Origin of the sequence: Paenibacillus sp. SZ31 (genome assembly GCF_012912005.1) — a bacterium.
Taxonomy (GTDB): Bacteria; Bacillota; Bacilli; order Paenibacillales; family Paenibacillaceae; genus Paenibacillus.
The window spans coordinates 39,306-55,550 of record NZ_JABBEA010000025.1; the positions used below are offsets into that span (position 1 = coordinate 39,306).

Sequence of the window (16,245 nt, forward strand, 5' to 3'; positions counted from 1 at the left end):
AACGCTTGTATGACTTTTTGAAAAGGATAATTGACCTGTGTCCAAAAGTTACCGATTGGCTAAAAAGCTCGAAATTCGTTGTTTCTTGCCATTTTAAACTCTACAATGAAATTAATCACTATATTTATCCACAAATCCACAGGCTTGTGGATAGTTTGTTTATAACTCTGTGAGCAACTACACGGTTATCCACAATTCTATACACAACATGTTAACAACCCGAATACTTGTTCGCTGAATAAACGATTTTGGAAGGAGTTATATAGTAATGACTGACCATTTTCTCCAGACCGATCTTGCGCATTTATCTGAGGAAGCTCAGCATGAGCACTGGATGCGGGAGGCCATTGCCGAGGCCTACAAAGCTGAGGCTCTTGGGGAAGTTCCGATTGGAGCTGTAATCGTACAAAACAACCAAATCATTGGTCGAGGATACAATCTGCGTGAAACTACGCTGGATTCCACCGCCCATGCAGAAATGGTGGCTATCCGTCAGGCCAGCGAGACCATTGGAGCTTGGCGTTTATTGGATTGTTCTCTGTACGTCACACTGGAACCTTGTCCGATGTGTGCAGGTGCAATTGTACAATCCAGAGTTCCCCGCGTCATCTATGGTACGGCTGATCCCAAGGCAGGCTGTGCAGGTACACTGATGAATCTGCTGCAAGAGCCTCGTTTTAACCATCGTACCGAGGTTATTGCAGATATTCTTCAGCCTGAATGCTCCACGATGCTAACTCAATTTTTCAGACGGTTGCGCAAAAAATAACCGTAATCATCGAATATCAACATTTCAAATGGAAAGGAAGTCTGCTGCAATGGCACTAACACTCTATGATACAGCCAATGGCATAAGCCTTCGGTTGCTCACATCTCAGGATACACAATCCTATCTGGACCTGATTCAGGTTACACGTGTCCCCTATCAAGCTGTAGAACCCGTGCGAGAGAATGATTTTTATACACTGGATGCTCAGACTCGGCGGATTGAGGATCGGGTCAAGGCAGCAGAAGATGGTACAGGATATCAATTTGGAATCTATACTATTAAAGACAGCCTGCTGATTGGACAAGTAAGTATCAACAATGTCGTATTGGGCGTTGCCAATTATGCGGATATGGGTTACTTTATCCATCCGGATTATCAGGGCGGTGGACGAATGACAGCAGCGGTTAAACTAGCTGTAGCTTATGGCTTCCGTGCACTGAAGTTAAATCGGATTCAGGCTGCGGTATTGCCCTCCAACAAGGGTTCGCAGAGAGTACTCGAAAAGAACGGATTTCAGGTTGAAGGTACTGCTCGCAAATATCTCAAGATTAACGGTGAATATCAGGATCATCAGATCTATGCTGTACTTGCTGAAGACTTGGACGAACTTGCAAACTAATTAAGAAAAAACTAATCCTCACAACCGTCTGTATTTCCAATTCAGCAATATACAAAATCAATATACAAAACCGCACTACCCTAGCTATGTAGGAAGAGTGCGGTTTTATTTGTATAGCACTTTTTTATTGGGCTTTCAAACTATTCGTTATTTGCTCTACACCGTAAGACTTACTAACCGGCCCAAAACCAAAGGCGACCTGTCCATTTATCTTATAAACATGCCCATTCTTCACTGCCTTGAGTCCTTTCCAGACAGCGCTTTTCTCCCATTCATCCGTTACAGCAGACAGAGATGGATCTTCCATATTGAAGTACCCCAAAAATAGATAATCCGGGTCAAGCTTCGCAATCCCTTCCAATGTAAGCTCTCCAGCCTCTGTGGACGGAGGCGTTAGTCCCAGACCTTCATAATATTCCGAGATATAGTCGGCACCCTGAAGATAGGCCTGTTTCTCACGAACCTGCATGAATGCAACCGTTCCTTCGATGGATTGAAGCCCGCTTTTACCATCTGCAAGTTTTTGATCAAAATCATTAATATACTGCACAGCCGTTTCTTCCTGTCCCAAAATCTGCCCCAGATCTGTAATGACTTTACGCCATTCTTTGAATACATCCTGCTTGGTCTCATCTAGTACAACAGTTGGTGCGATCTGATCGAGTTGCTCCAAAATGTCCTTGTTCGTCTCATTGCCGGCAATAATCAAATCCGGTTCATAAGCGAGTAATGCTTCCAGATTCACTTGTGTATTCTCACCGACGATATCAATCGTGTTTTTGTTTTCAACATAAGGTTTGTACAAGTCACTTTTCAATAACGATTGATCTTCTGTAAAAGGAAGCGTGATGGCCACGGAATCCAGATCAAATACGAGTAGATCATCACTCAATCCCCAATGAGCCAAAGCTATCTTTTTGGGTTGTTGTTTGATTTCCATGTCTCCCCGAGCAGTCTGTACCGTACGTGGATAGTTGTCAGATGATCCATCTGCAGATTCAGATGATGAGCCGGAACTCTCCCCTGTACTGGTAGCACTTTGCTCCGTCTGACTTGTCGTTTGCTCCGATTTTTTTTCACCCGACGCGCAGGCAGCCAATAGTAAAACCAAACTCAATACTGTAATAAGCATGACCCAACCCTTATATCTTGTTCTATGCATCTCCAGTGCTCCTCCAATTACTTCAGCGAATTTATGATAACAATTATCATTATCAATTATATCAGTGATATCCGCCTGTACAATGGACACTGTCCGATTCAGGATGGATTCTTTCCATGTCCCATAATCTTTCTTACTTCAGACGGGGCACAGCCCTTATTCAATTTATACACCCGACTGAAGTAGTAGGGATCCGCATAACCTACCTTTGCAGATACCTCTTTCACGGTGTAACTTCCGATCTCCAGCAGCTCCTGTGCACGATTCAGACGATACTGCATCAGATAACGCATCGGACCCATCCCCGTGTATTTTTGAAACATATGTGAAAAGTATTTCGGTTTCATATCAAATTGAGCAGCAACACCTTCAAGCGTCAGTGGTTCGGCATACTGACGTTGAATGAATTCCTGAGCTGAATCTACCCATGTACCACTTAATGTATTCCTTGAGCTTCTCGCTCCACGTAACACCGAGATTAGCAGTTGATAAAATAGGGTCTGTTTCTCCAGTTGGTTCATATACCCCGGATTGAGAGCAACGTTAAGGAGAGCCAGCATCAATTCCCCTTGAAATCCAGACTCTGAATCATTCAAGCTCATCTGCAGCTCATAGACTTGATCCGTATGAGACGAGTGAAGCCCCTTCTCCTTTTGTATTGCTGGCAAGTAATGAACTAATACATACTCAAAGTCCCTGTCTCCGACATGGATCTCCAGGTGCATATTTTTACCCCCGATAAAGGCCTTGCCTGGTTGCATATGATAAAGATATTTCTTACCATCCGTATTCGTAAAATGAAACGCTGCTTGTCCTTGTAACACCAGCAGCAAAGCACTTTTTTCTGTTCGTTTCTCCCGGTGCCCATCGTAAATCATGTTTGCACGCAATACAGTGCGATAAATACCACATACATGAACAGGATGCTCAATGAATTCATAAGCAAGCTGTTCTTCATCCGGTGTTATCATTGAGTACTCCCCCTGATCCCCTGTCATTTATAAATAGTTTATCCTCCGTCCGATTCATTGTATAGACTCTATTTTCATACAAAAAAAACCGCCTGTATCCAAGCGGAAGGAGATCATCCTTCACTTGAATAACAAACGGTTTATCTTTGGACTAACTCGACGAGATTAGTATCCGTACGAAGCGTTCATCAATTCTTCGAACTCTTGCATGGTAATTACGTCATCGCCCGTAGGGATGTTGATTTTGAATGCTGCTTTTTCATTAATCTTGGTATACGTATTAGAACCGGTAAATGCCAGTTTCACTTCGTCTTTCGTATCTTCTGGCTTGATCAGCACATCAGCGACCATTTTTTGATATACCGGGAAGTCGTTTTTATCCAATGCGAAATCGATGTTGAATTGGTTAATTGTCAGAACATCTTTCAATTTGTCCAAGTCTTTAGCCATTTCAGCCTGATCTGCCTCAGTGATTTTCAAATCTTCTTTAGCTTTATCGATATCAGCCTGATCCATTTGCAGCAATTCACGATATTCCTCTTTGGACAGAATATCCAATACTTTAGGCATAGCTTTTGTTACCAGTACAGTAACTGCTTCTTTAACATTGTCATTATTCACCGAGAATTGTACAACCTGCTTCGCATCTACACCTTCAGGAAGTTGTGCATCTTTGGTGTCTAGGTTTTTGAAGAATTTAGCTTGATCGTATTCGCTCAGCACTGCGTCCATTACTTCGTTGCTCAGCTTTTGCGTTTTGGCTGCGTCCATAGCATCAGGGTTCCATTCAGTACCTTCTTGCTCAGCCAGTTCTTTCAGGTCAAGTTCCAAGAACTTGTTAACAATGTTCTCCGGAATCGGGAAGAACGGAATATTCGGCACTTTCACATAGAGTTTCTCAGCCGTCATCACCATTGGAATGTTAAAGGTCATACCCATGTCGCCTTTAAGTTCGATGCCAAGAGTCATCTCTGTCTGCATTGGCTCACTTTGGTATACACCTGTTACATTCAACTGAGCGTCCTTCAGCATGCTCATAAATTGAGCCATGGTCGGATCAGTTTGTGAAGCATCTCCAGGTTTATAGCTCAATTCATTAATAGTGAAGTTGGAACTCATTTCATACGAAGTCAGTTTGGAAGCATTGGCCGCAGCCGTCTTCAATGCCTCTTTTGGTTCCTGCTTGCTGCTACATGCTGTCAAGGCCATAGATACGGTCAACAGCAACGTAAGAAGAAGCGCCCCCATACGTTTAGTCATTTGTTTCTCTCCTCTCGTGATAACCCCAAAAAAATAATTCAATCTTAATGATATACCATATCACCAGATACCGAAACCTAATTTGGGAAAAATGTGATCTTTCCTCTTTAAAATGGCTACAAAGACCTATGTGAGGTTTGGGAATAAGCATGTGCCTGTCTTTATATATGTATGAATACGCAAAAGCCCCCTGTTAGGTAACAAGGGACTTTTGCGTGAATCTGCTTCTTCTATTAACCTTGGGGATTCAGATGATCCACATGATTTTGATTTTTCACTTTTTTTGAACCTGATAATGGTTCCTGCATGGAGGAGCGTTTGGATGAATGACGATGCTGTTCGGATGCTTGCGCTTCCGGTACGGGAATTGTTTTTGGTTTGCTCATAGTGTTGCCCCCTCATCATTGTTAGGAATGGGATGGATCCCTATCTTCCGTTTTGTCATGATTCAGTGCATCCTGATGACGGCGATCATTAATATCTTGCTGAGTTTGCTGGGCATGATGACTGTTTACGGCTGGGTGCTCCAGATCATCAACTACATTTTGCAGGTTTTTGTCTACTCCCGCTTTGGCCTTCGTCAATTGAAGTTCACTCCTTCAGAATTCAAGCTAATGTCTCGTCTGGGACTGTAACGACTGGGCGCATTCGTGAATGTGCCTTGTATAATCGTGAGCCAGTTCCTGAATCGGTTCTGTACGCTCATCCGTCGTTCGCCCATCCCGTTCCACATCAATCAGCTGTACGCTAACTTCACGGGAATCGACATACGCACATTTGAAATCAAAAGAGTACATCTCGTGACCTGCTGTCGCAATGTGTATCCGAATAGCCTGCTGATCAGCTTCATCAGCCATCACTTGAGCCTGGTCGCCAACATTGAGGACTTCGGGCAAACGTTCTTGCCAGGCCCCTACAAGCTCTGTCTGATCGATGTTTAACTCGCGGTTCATCTTACCACCTCCACTCCTATAAAGTGCGGCGATGAAGATGTTTTTATTCATAACAGTCTTTGTTGAAATATAACATTGTACTGAGCAACGCATACACATCGGCCACTAACCTGTAAGTTCAGACTTGTCGCACGCATAAACGCAAAAAAGGACCCGAGCGAGAACGCTCGAATCCTTGTTATAAGTGTAGTATGGCGGAGAGGGTGGGATTCGAACCCACGTGGAGTTGCCCCCTAACGGTTTTCAAGACCGCCCCGTTATGACCGCTTCGGTACCTCTCCAGGGAAATTAACTTTTATAAACTTGCCACGAAAAGTATCATACCACATCTTAATATCATAATGCAACCTTTTTTATAAGTAATAAAATTCATGTTCAGAATCGGTTCAGAGTTGCCCTATATAATTGAAGTAGACTTTTTCATAATGAGGTGTTTGATTGTTTATAGGTATTTATCGTAAAAATGATCCTTTGAACACGTTGCCCGAGGAGCGAATCAACCAGTTAATCTCGGAAGGAATGAAAAAGGGTGCAGAAGTTTTCTTCTTTGATGCAAGCAGTATTGATATGGAGCGGGAATTGATTAATGCTACTTTCCAGTTAGGAAACTCCTGGGTGCAAAAGAAAATGCCCCTACCAGACGTAGTGCTTAATGAAGCACCTGAACCTGTTAAAGACAGACCAGAGTGCGAGAACTGGCTGCGCAGAAGAACTCCCTTTACAACATTTCTGATTCACGGAAAATACGCCATCCAGAAGAAACTGGTACCTCATTTCAATGATCACCTCATTCCAACGGAGTGGCTACAGGATTTGGATCAATTTCTCGATTTTTTGGATGTGCACGGAGAAGTTTTGGTTAAGCCGGATCAAGGTCGTCGAGGCAATGCCATCTTTACAGTCAAAAGAGAAAATGAACACTATGTATGCCGCGAGCAAAACGAAGAGATCAGGCTTGATTGTTCTGATTTACAGGAATATTTACGTGACGCTCTGGCACAGGGCTCTTTTATTGTTCAGCCTTACCTTCCTTCCCTGACTGATCGGGGCGAAGTTGTTGATTTTCGAGTACATATTCAGCGCGATGGTACTGGGCGTTGGGTTCTAACCAAAATGTATTCACGTATTGGTATGACGGATTCCATCATCAGCAATATAAGTAAAGGCGGCCGTAATGAGGATGCCACTAATGTGCTCGATCGTTCTTTCCCAGTTGAAGGAAATCAGATTAAACATGAGATGGAACGACTCGCTATTTGTATGGCAGAGACAATTAATCGTTCTTACTCCTTTCTTATTGATGAGCTTGGTATGGATTTTATTGTGACACCCACAGGCCAGATCAAGTTTTTGGAAGCCAATATCAGCCCTCAAACACGTTTCCATGAACAGGCACGTGCATCACGTACTATCGAATATGCACAATATGTGGCGAAAGCTGGGCAAAAAGTGAACCATCCTGTGATTGCCATGCTCAGCAGTGACTCAAGTGATAAGCCGTTGGCAGCTGCCTGTGCGTATTCAGCCAAGTGGAGTAACGCAGCCTTTTATTATTTTAGTCACACCGATGTCCATAAGGAATTAGGCTATATCAAAGGATATGTTTTGGAAGATGGGGAGTGGCAAGCCCGCTACTGCCCCTTTCCCGATGTGATCTACGATCGATTAAAAGCGCGTGGGAATGCGCAGTACAGTAGTGTATACACAGATTTAGGGCATGTACCTTTTACCGATGAACGAAATGGGGGTTCCTTTAGCAAGAAAAAAATATATGAAATCCTTCAAAAAAAGGCTGAGCTTGCTGCACATTTGATCCCTTATACTGCCGTCGAAAATGTTCATGAGATTTTGGCTTTTATCGATACTCACGAGACTTCCATCATCAAACCATCTATAGGTTCGTTTGGTAACGGGATTATTGTTGTTCAACGTGAAGAGGAAGGTTTTGTCGTAAAGGATCATGAGCATATCCATAAAATGAACGCTGAGGATTTCGCACAACTCCTCTCCATGCTTGCGGCGAAAAAAGGATTTGTTATTCAAAAGTTCATTCGAAGCGAAACCCGTAACGGACTTCCTTACCATATCAGATTACATCTTGTCCGGAACAGACGCGGGGAGTGGTCTTTTATTTCAGCGTTTCCTTTTCTCTCTACCCAAAGCGAGCATAAAGTAGTTAACCACGCGGGTTCACTTCGTGCATTTACGACATGGGACTGGCTGTCTCGGCATGAGTTTCCTCAGAAGGAGGATGTCATGTTAGCAAGGCTGGAGCGCTTGGCTATTACAACAGCTAATCATATTGCAGCACATGTGAAAGAACGAATATGCGAGTTAGGCATTGATGTGGGGATTAATTCGTTGGGTGAGATTTGGATTTTTGAAGCTAATATGAACAAAATCGGATCAACGCATAGAGAGTTTGAAGTGGCACAACATATCGTTCCGTTTGCTCTTTCTTTGCGTTAATTCTACAAATTATAAGGAGTGAGATAGATGAAAAAGAAAAATAAGAATGTACACCAGCAAATGCTTAAAGCCGGAAATGCTAGGAAACGTGCTGTTAAGACGACCGTACTGGCAGCCGGGTTAATGACACAAGTCTTGGCAGGTAACGCCATTGATTATAAAGCTGATGATGTATATAAGGGTGATTCCATTAGCTATTTCCAGCATTTCTTCGGAATAGAGAAAGCTTCAGCTACGCCTGAGGAAGAGAATGAAGGGAACAGTGCACCTGAGTCTGGTGGCGGTGAGCCTGAGTCTGGCGGCGGTGAGCCTGAGTCTGGCGGCAGTGAGCCTGGGTCCGGCGGCGGTGAGCCTGAGTCCGGTGGCGGTGAGCCTGAGTCTGGTGGCGGTGAGCCTGAGTCCGGCGGCGGTGAGCCTGAGTCCGGCGGCGGTGAGCCTGAGTCCGGCGGCGGTGAGCCTGGGTCCGGCGGCGGTGAGCCTGGGTCCGGCGGCGGTGAGCCTGGGTCCGGCGGCGGTGAGCCTGGGTCCGGTGGCGGTGAGCCTGGGTCTGGTGGCGGTGTGATACCACAGACTGGAGGAAGCAGTAGTTTCTCCACATCCGGCTCTACCACTAACATCTCGATTATTGATGCCTCCGCATCCATCGGTTCTGCGGCCAACAGCCTAAACCAATGGGTACACGGGAAAATGGAGAATGGTACTGTTTCCGTATCCGTGGATACCAGCGTCGTAAGTAAGTTATCTGTCCTCGATCGTCTGGATAATTTGTCCGTAACCGTATTGCCACGTGCTTCGCATGTTCAAATGACTCTGCCTAAGGAAGTTCTTTCCTTCCTACGCTCGCTGGATAAAGCATCTTCGTTTACTCTGTATAGCCAACAGTCTAACATTGCATTAGCCTTGGATAAATTAAATATTGAACGTGCAGCATCTCTACTAAATGTTCCCAAGGAACAACTCGATCTCCAGATAAACATTGATGCCCTATCTGATGATGAGTTGTCCAATCTGAAGCAATCTTTACCGACAGGTCTAACATTGTTGGTACAGCCTTTACGTTTCAATGTACAGTGGGCAGCTGGTGAGCAAACAATCAAGTTGGATCAAGAAGAATTAAAAAATGTAACTCGGATAATCCACCTTGGTTCTACAGATATTAACCCACAAACAGCAACTGTTCTCGGCTTCAATGAAAAGACGCGGACCTATACTTACGTGCCAGCCTATTTTGTCCAAGAAAATGGAGAGTGGAGTGTAAGTCTGAAAGACATGTATTACAGTACTTATGTTATCGCTTCAAACGAACAAATGAATACTACAGACATTAATTCGGCCGTAGGCGATATCCAATACCTGCAGGCTAAAAATTTACTTGCTCTACAGCAATTCAAAGCTGGTGAAGTCATCACCCGCGGAGAAATTGCTGAGCTGTTAGTTTCTGCTCTGGGGGCCACAGGCATCTCAGCTACAGACACATCATTCAAAGATGTGACTGAGAAACAATCGTATGCGGCTACCGCTGCACATCTTGGGCTTGTTAACGGCTATGCTGATGGAACATTCCGTGCCGAACGTGAAGTCACCCGACAAGAACTGGCTAGCATCATCTATCGGGCAATTCAATTTGCAGGCGGAGATTCGGCCGCTGTCGCTGATACGATGTTCTATCAGGACCAAGACGCTATCTCTCCATGGGCAACAACCCAAGTTCAGGCTCTGACATCACTCGGTTTGCTTCAAGTTCCATCCGGTACTTCCTTCGAACCGAAAAAAGCAGTAACTACTGACGAAGCACTTACGCTCTTAACCCGTGCGTTGCGTTCCGTTAAATACATGAATTAAAGCAGTATAATAAGGACTAAAGTACACTCATAACATCAGACAATAAAAAACCGTCTCCATGTTAAATGGCAAGTTCTAAACTTCCATTTGTCAGGAGACGGTTTTTTATTCATTTATATAAGCCCAATAACTAACTCTATGAGCGACGTGCAATCACACTGGCGCCACCCATATAAGGACGCAATGCTTCAGGAATGACAACCGTACCATCTTCCTGTTGATAGTTCTCCAGGATAGCAGCTACCGTCCGTCCAACAGCCAATCCTGACCCGTTCAATGTATGAACAAATTCGGGTTTGGCTTTTGGCTCTCTACGGAAACGAATATTGGCACGACGTGCCTGAAAGTCCTCACAGTTGGAGCACGAAGAAATCTCACGATACGTATTGCTCTCAGGCAACCATACTTCAATATCATACGTTTTAGCTGAAGTGAAGCCCATATCTGCCGTACACAATGTCAGTACGCGATACGGCAAGCCCAACAATTGAAGTACACGCTCCGCATTTTGAGTCATTTGCTCCAACTCTTCATAGGAAGTTTCCGGAGTAGAGAGCTTGAGCAGCTCTACTTTGTTAAACTGGTGCTGACGAATCAATCCGCGTGTATCCCGTCCAGCCGAACCGGCTTCAGAACGGAAACAAGAGCTGTATGCCACAAAATGCTTAGGCAATTGATCTACATTCAGAATCTCTTCGCGATGGTAGTTCGTTACCGGAACTTCAGCAGTAGGAATCAGATAATATTCAGTATCTTTCAACTTGAACAGATCTTCTTCGAATTTAGGCAGTTGACCTGTTCCAAACAAGCTATCCCGATTAACGATGTATGGAGGCAAAATCTCTTCATATCCATGTTGATCGCTGTGCAGATCCATCATGAAGTTAATCAATGCACGTTCCAAACGTGCACCTAATCCTTTATAAAAGGTAAAACGGGAACCTGTTACTTTGGCAGCCGCTTCAAAATCAAGGATATCGAGATCCTGTGCAATTTCCCAGTGTGCTTTTGGTGCAAAAGTAAATGACTTAGGCTCTTCCCAACGACGAATCTCAACATTGTCCTCTTCGGAAGCTCCAATAGGTACGCTCTCGTTAGGAATGTTCGGAATCGCCATTGTGAGATCATTGATCTTCACTTCCAATTCACGAACTTCTTCATCCATGGCTTTGATTCGATCAGAGACTTCACGCATCTCCACAATCAGATCATCAGCATTCTCGCGATTCTTCTTCAGTCTAGCAACTTCTGCGGAGACCGTATTCCGACGGCTCTTCAGTGTTTCACTCTCTTGAAGCAATTCCCGACGCTTAGCATCCATCTCAGTAAATCCAGCGATAAGATCCAGCGATTTACCACGTTTAGTCAATGCTTCTTCTACACGTGCATACTCATTCCGCAATATTTTCACATCAAGCACGATATAACCCTCCTAAATAACCTCACTAAGTGAAGCCTTATGTTTATGTTAAATCCATTCTCAAAACTCTAATGTATATACCTTACTATATACTTATCGGATCCTGTAACCTAAAAAACAACCTATGCCCCCGGTGTCATCCTCCGCTGCGATTCCCGCTCTGAAGCAGATACAGGCAACATCAGGCATCCGTTCAGATGCAACTGCCAACCTGCGGCCTTACAAGGCTTCTGGGGGAGTGATCCGATGACCGGGAGATCATAGGTTGTACATCATGCATTATTTAGAGTCTACCGTGTGTTTATAGGATCTGGCCATGTCTACAAAATAAGTATGTAGACGATAGTCATCCGTCAACTCCGGATGGTAGGAGCAAGCCAGCAAATGCCCCTGACGAGCAGTTACAATCTCATCCTTGTATGTGGAGAGAACCTCCACCTGGTCTCCGACACTCTCGATCAAGGGCGCCCGGATAAACACAGCCCTTACCTTTTCCTCAATGCCTTTGACCGGCAAGTCTGTCTCAAAGCTTTCTCTCTGCCGTCCAAAAGCATTTCGGGATACCGTCATATCCATTAGCTCCAAATGAGCTTCTTCTTGCCCTGCAATGTGTTTGGCCATAACGATCAAACCCGCACAGGTACCAAATACTGGTTTGCCCTCATCAGCGAACGCTCGAATGGCATCCATAAACCCATACTTGCGCATCAGTTTACCGATCGTCGTGCTTTCGCCGCCAGGAAGGATAAGACCATCCAAGTCCTTCAATTGCTGAACCTGTTTGATAGCTACACCTTCTGCTCCAGCAAGTTCAATGCTCCGAATATGCTCTGTGACAGCTCCTTGAAGTGCTAAAACACCGATCTTCATATGTCCATTCTCCTTCTCTGACCAGCCACGATCTTGCATATGGTTAACGAACATTGGACTTTTTCGCTTCATCATACGTGAATTCTAACTTGATATTTTACCGGAAAAATTGTAAATATACAATCCATCCGGTCGGAATAACTTGGATTTTGTCATTGATTTGATCACATAAATATCAAAGTCATGATCATACTCTTTTCATGAAGTATGCTAAGGGTTAGAACAGGTTTTTGATTCCGTCAAAGAGATCCACGAAGAAATCTTTTACAGCACGGAAGAACAGACGGAACCATCCGCCTTTATCGGCCTCTTCGGCAGTGATCAAGTTCACTGTTTTTTCCTGAGGCTCAATTCCCTCTGCTTTATACGTGTACGTTACCGTACCGACCTTTGTACCTGCCTTGATTGGTGCTACCAACTGGTCAGCCTCAGTTACATTGGCTTTGAACGTCACATCCAGGTTTTGAGTACCCTTGGGAACAACGAAACTTACCGCATTATCTGTTACGACAGGAACGGTCGTTTCTTTACCTTTTTTCAAAGGTACAGCTTCCCAGCCCGTCACTTTGGTCTTACCTGCGACAGCCTGTTTTACTTCAAAGTTGTTAAATCCAAAGTCCAGTACCTTTTTGGTTTCTCTGAAACGTGCAGATTCCGAATCCGTGCCCATAACAACACTGATAAGACGCATACCGTTACGTTCCGCTGTACCTGTAAAGTTATTACCTGCGTTCGTGGTATGGCCTGTTTTCATTCCGTCCAGACCTTCATAGGCATAGCTTTTGAAGTTGGTTATATTTTTATTCGCTTCCAGCATCCAGTTGTAGTTGATAATTGGAGCTTTATCATTGGGACGGAATTTGTAGGATTGAATCGTTGTAAATTCTGTGTAGTCCGGGTGATCCATAATGATGTATCGGCACAGAATTGCAGCATCCAGAGCGGACATCACTGTTTCCTTGTCTTCAGCTGGGCGGAAGTCAGCAGGCATATCTGCTCGGTCCAGACCGGAAGAGTTGATGAAGAACGTATCCTTCATGCCCATACGCTTCGCTTCATCATTCATCATTTTCACGAAAGCTTCTTCCGAACCTGCAACATGTTCAGCCAAAGCAACCGTAGCATCATTGGCAGAGCCAACAGCCATAGCGATATAAAGATCCCTAACTGTGTGCTGGTCCCCTTCCGCCAGGAAGATACGTGATCCGACACTTTGTGCAGCATTCTTTTTGACAGTTACAACATCGTCCCAGCCAAATTTCCCTTGTTTGACTTGTTCAGCGACAATGTACTCTGTCATCATCTTGGTCATACTTGCAGGCGGCATAGCTTTATCCGCATCTACATTGAGCAGAACCTGTCCTGTTGAAGCCTCCATCAGCACTGCAGATCTAACCTCAAGCCCAAGTGAGTCCGCCCCAGGAACTTGCACGGCTTTCTCCGTCTTCGTTGTTGTTGCTGCAGCAGTCAGAACCTGACCGGAGTTATCCGCAGCAGCCATGACCGGCATGACTGCAGACATGCAAAGCATGTTAATTAGCATTACCGAGGCTACGCTCTTTTTGAGCATTTGGCGTTTCTTTTTATTCATGTGTTTGGCTTTCAATGATGAATACTCCCTTCGATCTAAAGCATTGTTAATTGCTTCAGTGCAGCTTAAGCTGCGATTTTCTTATTCCCTAACCTGTGCAATGATGTATGAGATGTGTGGTATATGCGCTATATCGAACGAGCAATATTATTGCTCCCAAAGTTCGTTATCGATTGTCAATTAGTCCGCATTTTGCGAATGCTTATGTAGAAGGACGTCCGCGCTTCTGTTTAGCTGGCAACCATTTCTGGCACTGCATTTGCTTTTCAAAACCATATTCATAGATTCACGTCAAATAACCGCCGTAACGCCTTAATCCAACCTTGGATCGTCACCGCTTGTTCTATTCTATCACAGGGGTATCTGCAAAAAAAGACAGACCCGGTGAAAATCACCGAGCCTGTCCTGGAAATGATTAACTCTCTTCAGATTACAACGAGTAGTTAGGTGCTTCTTTCGTAATCTGTACATCATGCGGATGACTTTCACGCAGACCCGCACCTGTAATGCGAATAAAGCCAGTGTCGTTCCGAAGTTGTTCCAGGTTGCTCGTACCACAGTATCCCATACCTGAACGCAGACCACCAATCAGTTGGTGGATCGTATCAGACAATGGACCTTTATAAGCGACACGACCCTCGATTCCTTCAGGAACCAGTTTCTTGTCATCATCCTGGAAATAGCGATCTTTACTACCTTGTTTCATCGCACTAAGGGAACCCATACCACGGTATACTTTAAAACGACGACCTTGATAAATCTCGGATTCACCTGGGCTCTCTTCCGTACCTGCAAACAAGCTTCCCAACATGACCGCATGAGCGCCTGCTGCAATTGCCTTCGTGATCTCACCAGAGTATTTAATACCACCGTCAGCAATGATTGGCACACCATACTCACGAGCTACAGTAGCACAATCGTATACAGCTGTAACTTGAGGAACACCAATACCTGCAATAACACGAGTTGTACAGATTGAACCTGGACCAATACCCACTTTGACTACAGAAGCTCCTGCTTCGATCAAGTCACGAGTTGCTTCACCCGTAGCCACGTTACCTGCAACGATCGTCAAGCTAGGGAAACGTTCACGAAGCTGACGAACCGCCTCGATAATGTTGATGTGGTGTCCATGAGCCGAATCTACAGTAATAAGGTCTACACCGGCTTGAACCAAAGCATCTGCACGTTCGAATGTATCTTTGGAGATACCAATTGCCGCACCAACTAACAAACGACCTTGTGCATCTTTGGCTGCTTTCGGGAATTGAATCGCTTTTTCAATATCTTTAATGGTAATAAGACCTTTCAGTGTGTTCGTCTCATCAACCAATGGAAGTTTTTCAATCTTGTGTTTCTGCAGGATACCCTCAGCTTCTTGAAGTGTAGTGCCAACAGGAGCTGTAACCAAATTCTCACGAGTCATAACTTCGCTAATTTTGATGCCGTAATCGTGAATAAAACGCAAATCACGGTTCGTCAAAATACCAACCAGCTTCTGGTCTCCTTCAATAATTGGTACACCAGAGATCCGGTATTTCGCCATAACCTCTTCTGCATCAGACACCAAATGATCTGCTGTCAGTGAAAATGGATTAGTGATAACGCCGCTCTCCGAACGCTTAACACGGTCCACTTCTTCCGCTTGCTGCTCAACAGACATATTTTTATGGATAATTCCAATACCACCTTCACGGGCAATGGCAATGGCAAGTGTTGCTTCAGTGACAGTATCCATACCTGCACTAATCAAAGGAATATTCAATTTTACGCTATCGCTCAGGCGAACGGAAACGTCTACTTCTTTAGGCAGTGTCTCGGATTTCCGTGGCACTAGCAATACATCATCAAAGGTGAAGCCTTCTTTACCAAATTTATCTTCCCACACGCAGGTGTTCCTCCTTATGTTTGCTCAGCTTTACGGTCCAAAACCCGAAGATTCCAGGCTGTATTTTACGCCGAAAATACGTTTTCTGAAAAATTTATTATTGCCATCTTAGCAAAGCGATATTTAGACTGTCAAGGAAAAGTACTTGGTTATATCAGGTGTGTTGTCTCATGAATACAACTGTTTATCACGTGCGGACAAGTCTGATTAATATAACAAAAAAACGCCTACTCATATCGAGTGACGTTTATCTTCTATATACATAGAAACCAGGTTATTCACGTGGAAGTTTGATGCAAATAGGCTATAAAACCTCCTGTTTCCTAACTATTCATTGAACTCTATCTATCCATTTATAAACAAATAAAAACCACCACCGAATTACATCGGCAGTGGTTAATTGCTTGGCGGCGTCCTACTCTCCCAGGACC

General features: G+C 44.4%; 14 protein-coding genes and 1 tRNA gene. 4 read left to right on the forward strand and 11 right to left on the reverse strand.

Features of this window, described 5'->3' with window-relative positions; genetic code table 11:
* The first annotated feature begins 268 nt into the window (after nt 1-268).
* Together tadA and HF638_RS27550 are read left to right on the forward strand one after the other, a co-directional pair.
* On the forward strand, nt 269-769 hold the full coding sequence (gene tadA / locus HF638_RS27545; protein WP_169483085.1) for a tRNA adenosine(34) deaminase TadA: 501 nt from the start codon (nt 269-271) through the stop codon (nt 767-769).
* A 49-nt stretch (nt 770-818) separates the two neighbouring features.
* Complete coding sequence (locus HF638_RS27550) at nt 819-1,388, forward strand: GNAT family N-acetyltransferase (protein ID WP_169483086.1); 570 nt, start codon at nt 819-821, stop codon at nt 1,386-1,388.
* Nucleotides 1,389-1,512: 124 nt separating this feature from the next.
* Here the strand turns inward: HF638_RS27550 and HF638_RS27555 are convergent, their stop codons facing one another.
* From HF638_RS27555 to HF638_RS27585, 7 genes are all read right to left on the reverse strand, one after another.
* The gene (locus HF638_RS27555) at nt 1,513-2,550 is read right to left on the reverse strand and encodes an ABC transporter substrate-binding protein (protein WP_248278291.1); all 1,038 of its coding nucleotides are present in this window, start codon (nt 2,548-2,550) and stop codon (nt 1,513-1,515) included.
* 98 nt (nt 2,551-2,648) lie between these two features.
* Complete coding sequence (locus HF638_RS27560; RefSeq protein WP_169483087.1) at nt 2,649-3,521, reverse strand: helix-turn-helix transcriptional regulator; 873 nt, start codon at nt 3,519-3,521, stop codon at nt 2,649-2,651.
* A 165-nt stretch (nt 3,522-3,686) separates the two neighbouring features.
* Nucleotides 3,687-4,781 carry a hypothetical protein gene (locus tag HF638_RS27565; RefSeq protein WP_169483088.1) on the reverse strand — a complete coding sequence of 365 codons (1,095 nt, stop codon included), beginning with the start codon at nt 4,779-4,781 and terminating at the stop codon, nt 3,687-3,689.
* Nucleotides 4,782-5,014: 233 nt separating this feature from the next.
* Nucleotides 5,015-5,167, reverse strand: a complete 153-nt coding sequence (locus HF638_RS27570) for a small acid-soluble spore protein P (protein WP_036607296.1) — start codon at nt 5,165-5,167, stop codon at nt 5,015-5,017.
* Between the two features lie 21 nt (nt 5,168-5,188).
* Nucleotides 5,189-5,365, reverse strand: a complete 177-nt coding sequence (locus tag HF638_RS27575; RefSeq protein ID WP_169483089.1) for a hypothetical protein — start codon at nt 5,363-5,365, stop codon at nt 5,189-5,191.
* A 27-nt stretch (nt 5,366-5,392) separates the two neighbouring features.
* Complete coding sequence (locus HF638_RS27580) at nt 5,393-5,734, reverse strand: hypothetical protein (protein ID WP_169483090.1); 342 nt, start codon at nt 5,732-5,734, stop codon at nt 5,393-5,395.
* Nucleotides 5,735-5,926: 192 nt separating this feature from the next.
* Nucleotides 5,927-6,015, reverse strand: a tRNA-Ser gene (locus tag HF638_RS27585).
* A gap of 238 nt (nt 6,016-6,253) precedes the next feature.
* On the opposite strand from HF638_RS27585, the gene HF638_RS27590 reads away from it, so the two are divergent.
* Both HF638_RS27590 and HF638_RS27595 read left to right on the forward strand, forming a co-directional pair.
* Complete coding sequence (locus tag HF638_RS27590) at nt 6,254-8,203, forward strand: YheC/YheD family protein (protein ID WP_169483091.1); 1,950 nt, start codon at nt 6,254-6,256, stop codon at nt 8,201-8,203.
* Nucleotides 8,204-8,230: 27 nt separating this feature from the next.
* Nucleotides 8,231-10,045, forward strand: a complete 1,815-nt coding sequence (locus HF638_RS27595; RefSeq protein WP_169483092.1) for an S-layer homology domain-containing protein — start codon at nt 8,231-8,233, stop codon at nt 10,043-10,045.
* 136 nt (nt 10,046-10,181) lie between these two features.
* Here HF638_RS27595 and serS read toward each other — a convergent pair whose 3' ends face one another.
* From serS to guaB, 4 genes are all read right to left on the reverse strand, one after another.
* Nucleotides 10,182-11,465 (reverse strand): serine--tRNA ligase, encoded by a 1,284-nt coding sequence (gene serS / locus HF638_RS27600; RefSeq protein ID WP_169483093.1) that lies wholly within the window; start codon nt 11,463-11,465, stop codon nt 10,182-10,184.
* A gap of 279 nt (nt 11,466-11,744) precedes the next feature.
* Nucleotides 11,745-12,335: a pyridoxal 5'-phosphate synthase glutaminase subunit PdxT gene (gene pdxT, locus HF638_RS27605; RefSeq protein ID WP_169483094.1), complete on the reverse strand. Its 591-nt coding sequence runs from the start codon at nt 12,333-12,335 to the stop codon at nt 11,745-11,747.
* Nucleotides 12,336-12,552: 217 nt separating this feature from the next.
* Nucleotides 12,553-13,941 (reverse strand): D-alanyl-D-alanine carboxypeptidase family protein, encoded by a 1,389-nt coding sequence (locus HF638_RS27610; RefSeq protein ID WP_169483095.1) that lies wholly within the window; start codon nt 13,939-13,941, stop codon nt 12,553-12,555.
* 415 nt (nt 13,942-14,356) lie between these two features.
* Nucleotides 14,357-15,814, reverse strand: coding sequence for an IMP dehydrogenase (gene guaB / locus HF638_RS27615; protein ID WP_145153749.1), 1,458 nt, complete (start codon nt 15,812-15,814; stop codon nt 14,357-14,359).
* Nucleotides 15,815-16,245: the final 431 nt, after the last annotated feature.

Excerpts from the sequence above, each read along its gene's own strand:
- tadA (WP_169483085.1), top strand. The coding sequence starts at position 269 with ATGACTGACCATTTTCTCCAGACCGATCTTGCGCATTTATCTGAGGAA.
- HF638_RS27550 (WP_169483086.1), top strand. The coding sequence starts at position 819 with ATGGCACTAACACTCTATGATACAGCCAATGGCATAAGCCTTCGGTTG.
- HF638_RS27555 (WP_248278291.1), bottom strand. The coding sequence starts at position 2,550 with ATGCATAGAACAAGATATAAGGGTTGGGTCATGCTTATTACAGTATTG.
- HF638_RS27560 (WP_169483087.1), bottom strand. The coding sequence starts at position 3,521 with ATGATAACACCGGATGAAGAACAGCTTGCTTATGAATTCATTGAGCAT.
- HF638_RS27565 (WP_169483088.1), bottom strand. The coding sequence starts at position 4,781 with ATGACTAAACGTATGGGGGCGCTTCTTCTTACGTTGCTGTTGACCGTA.
- HF638_RS27570 (WP_036607296.1), bottom strand. The coding sequence starts at position 5,167 with ATGAGCAAACCAAAAACAATTCCCGTACCGGAAGCGCAAGCATCCGAA.
- HF638_RS27580 (WP_169483090.1), bottom strand. The coding sequence starts at position 5,734 with ATGAACCGCGAGTTAAACATCGATCAGACAGAGCTTGTAGGGGCCTGG.
- HF638_RS27590 (WP_169483091.1), top strand. The coding sequence starts at position 6,254 with ATGAAAAAGGGTGCAGAAGTTTTCTTCTTTGATGCAAGCAGTATTGAT.
- HF638_RS27595 (WP_169483092.1), top strand. The coding sequence starts at position 8,231 with ATGAAAAAGAAAAATAAGAATGTACACCAGCAAATGCTTAAAGCCGGA.
- pdxT (WP_169483094.1), bottom strand. The coding sequence starts at position 12,335 with ATGAAGATCGGTGTTTTAGCACTTCAAGGAGCTGTCACAGAGCATATT.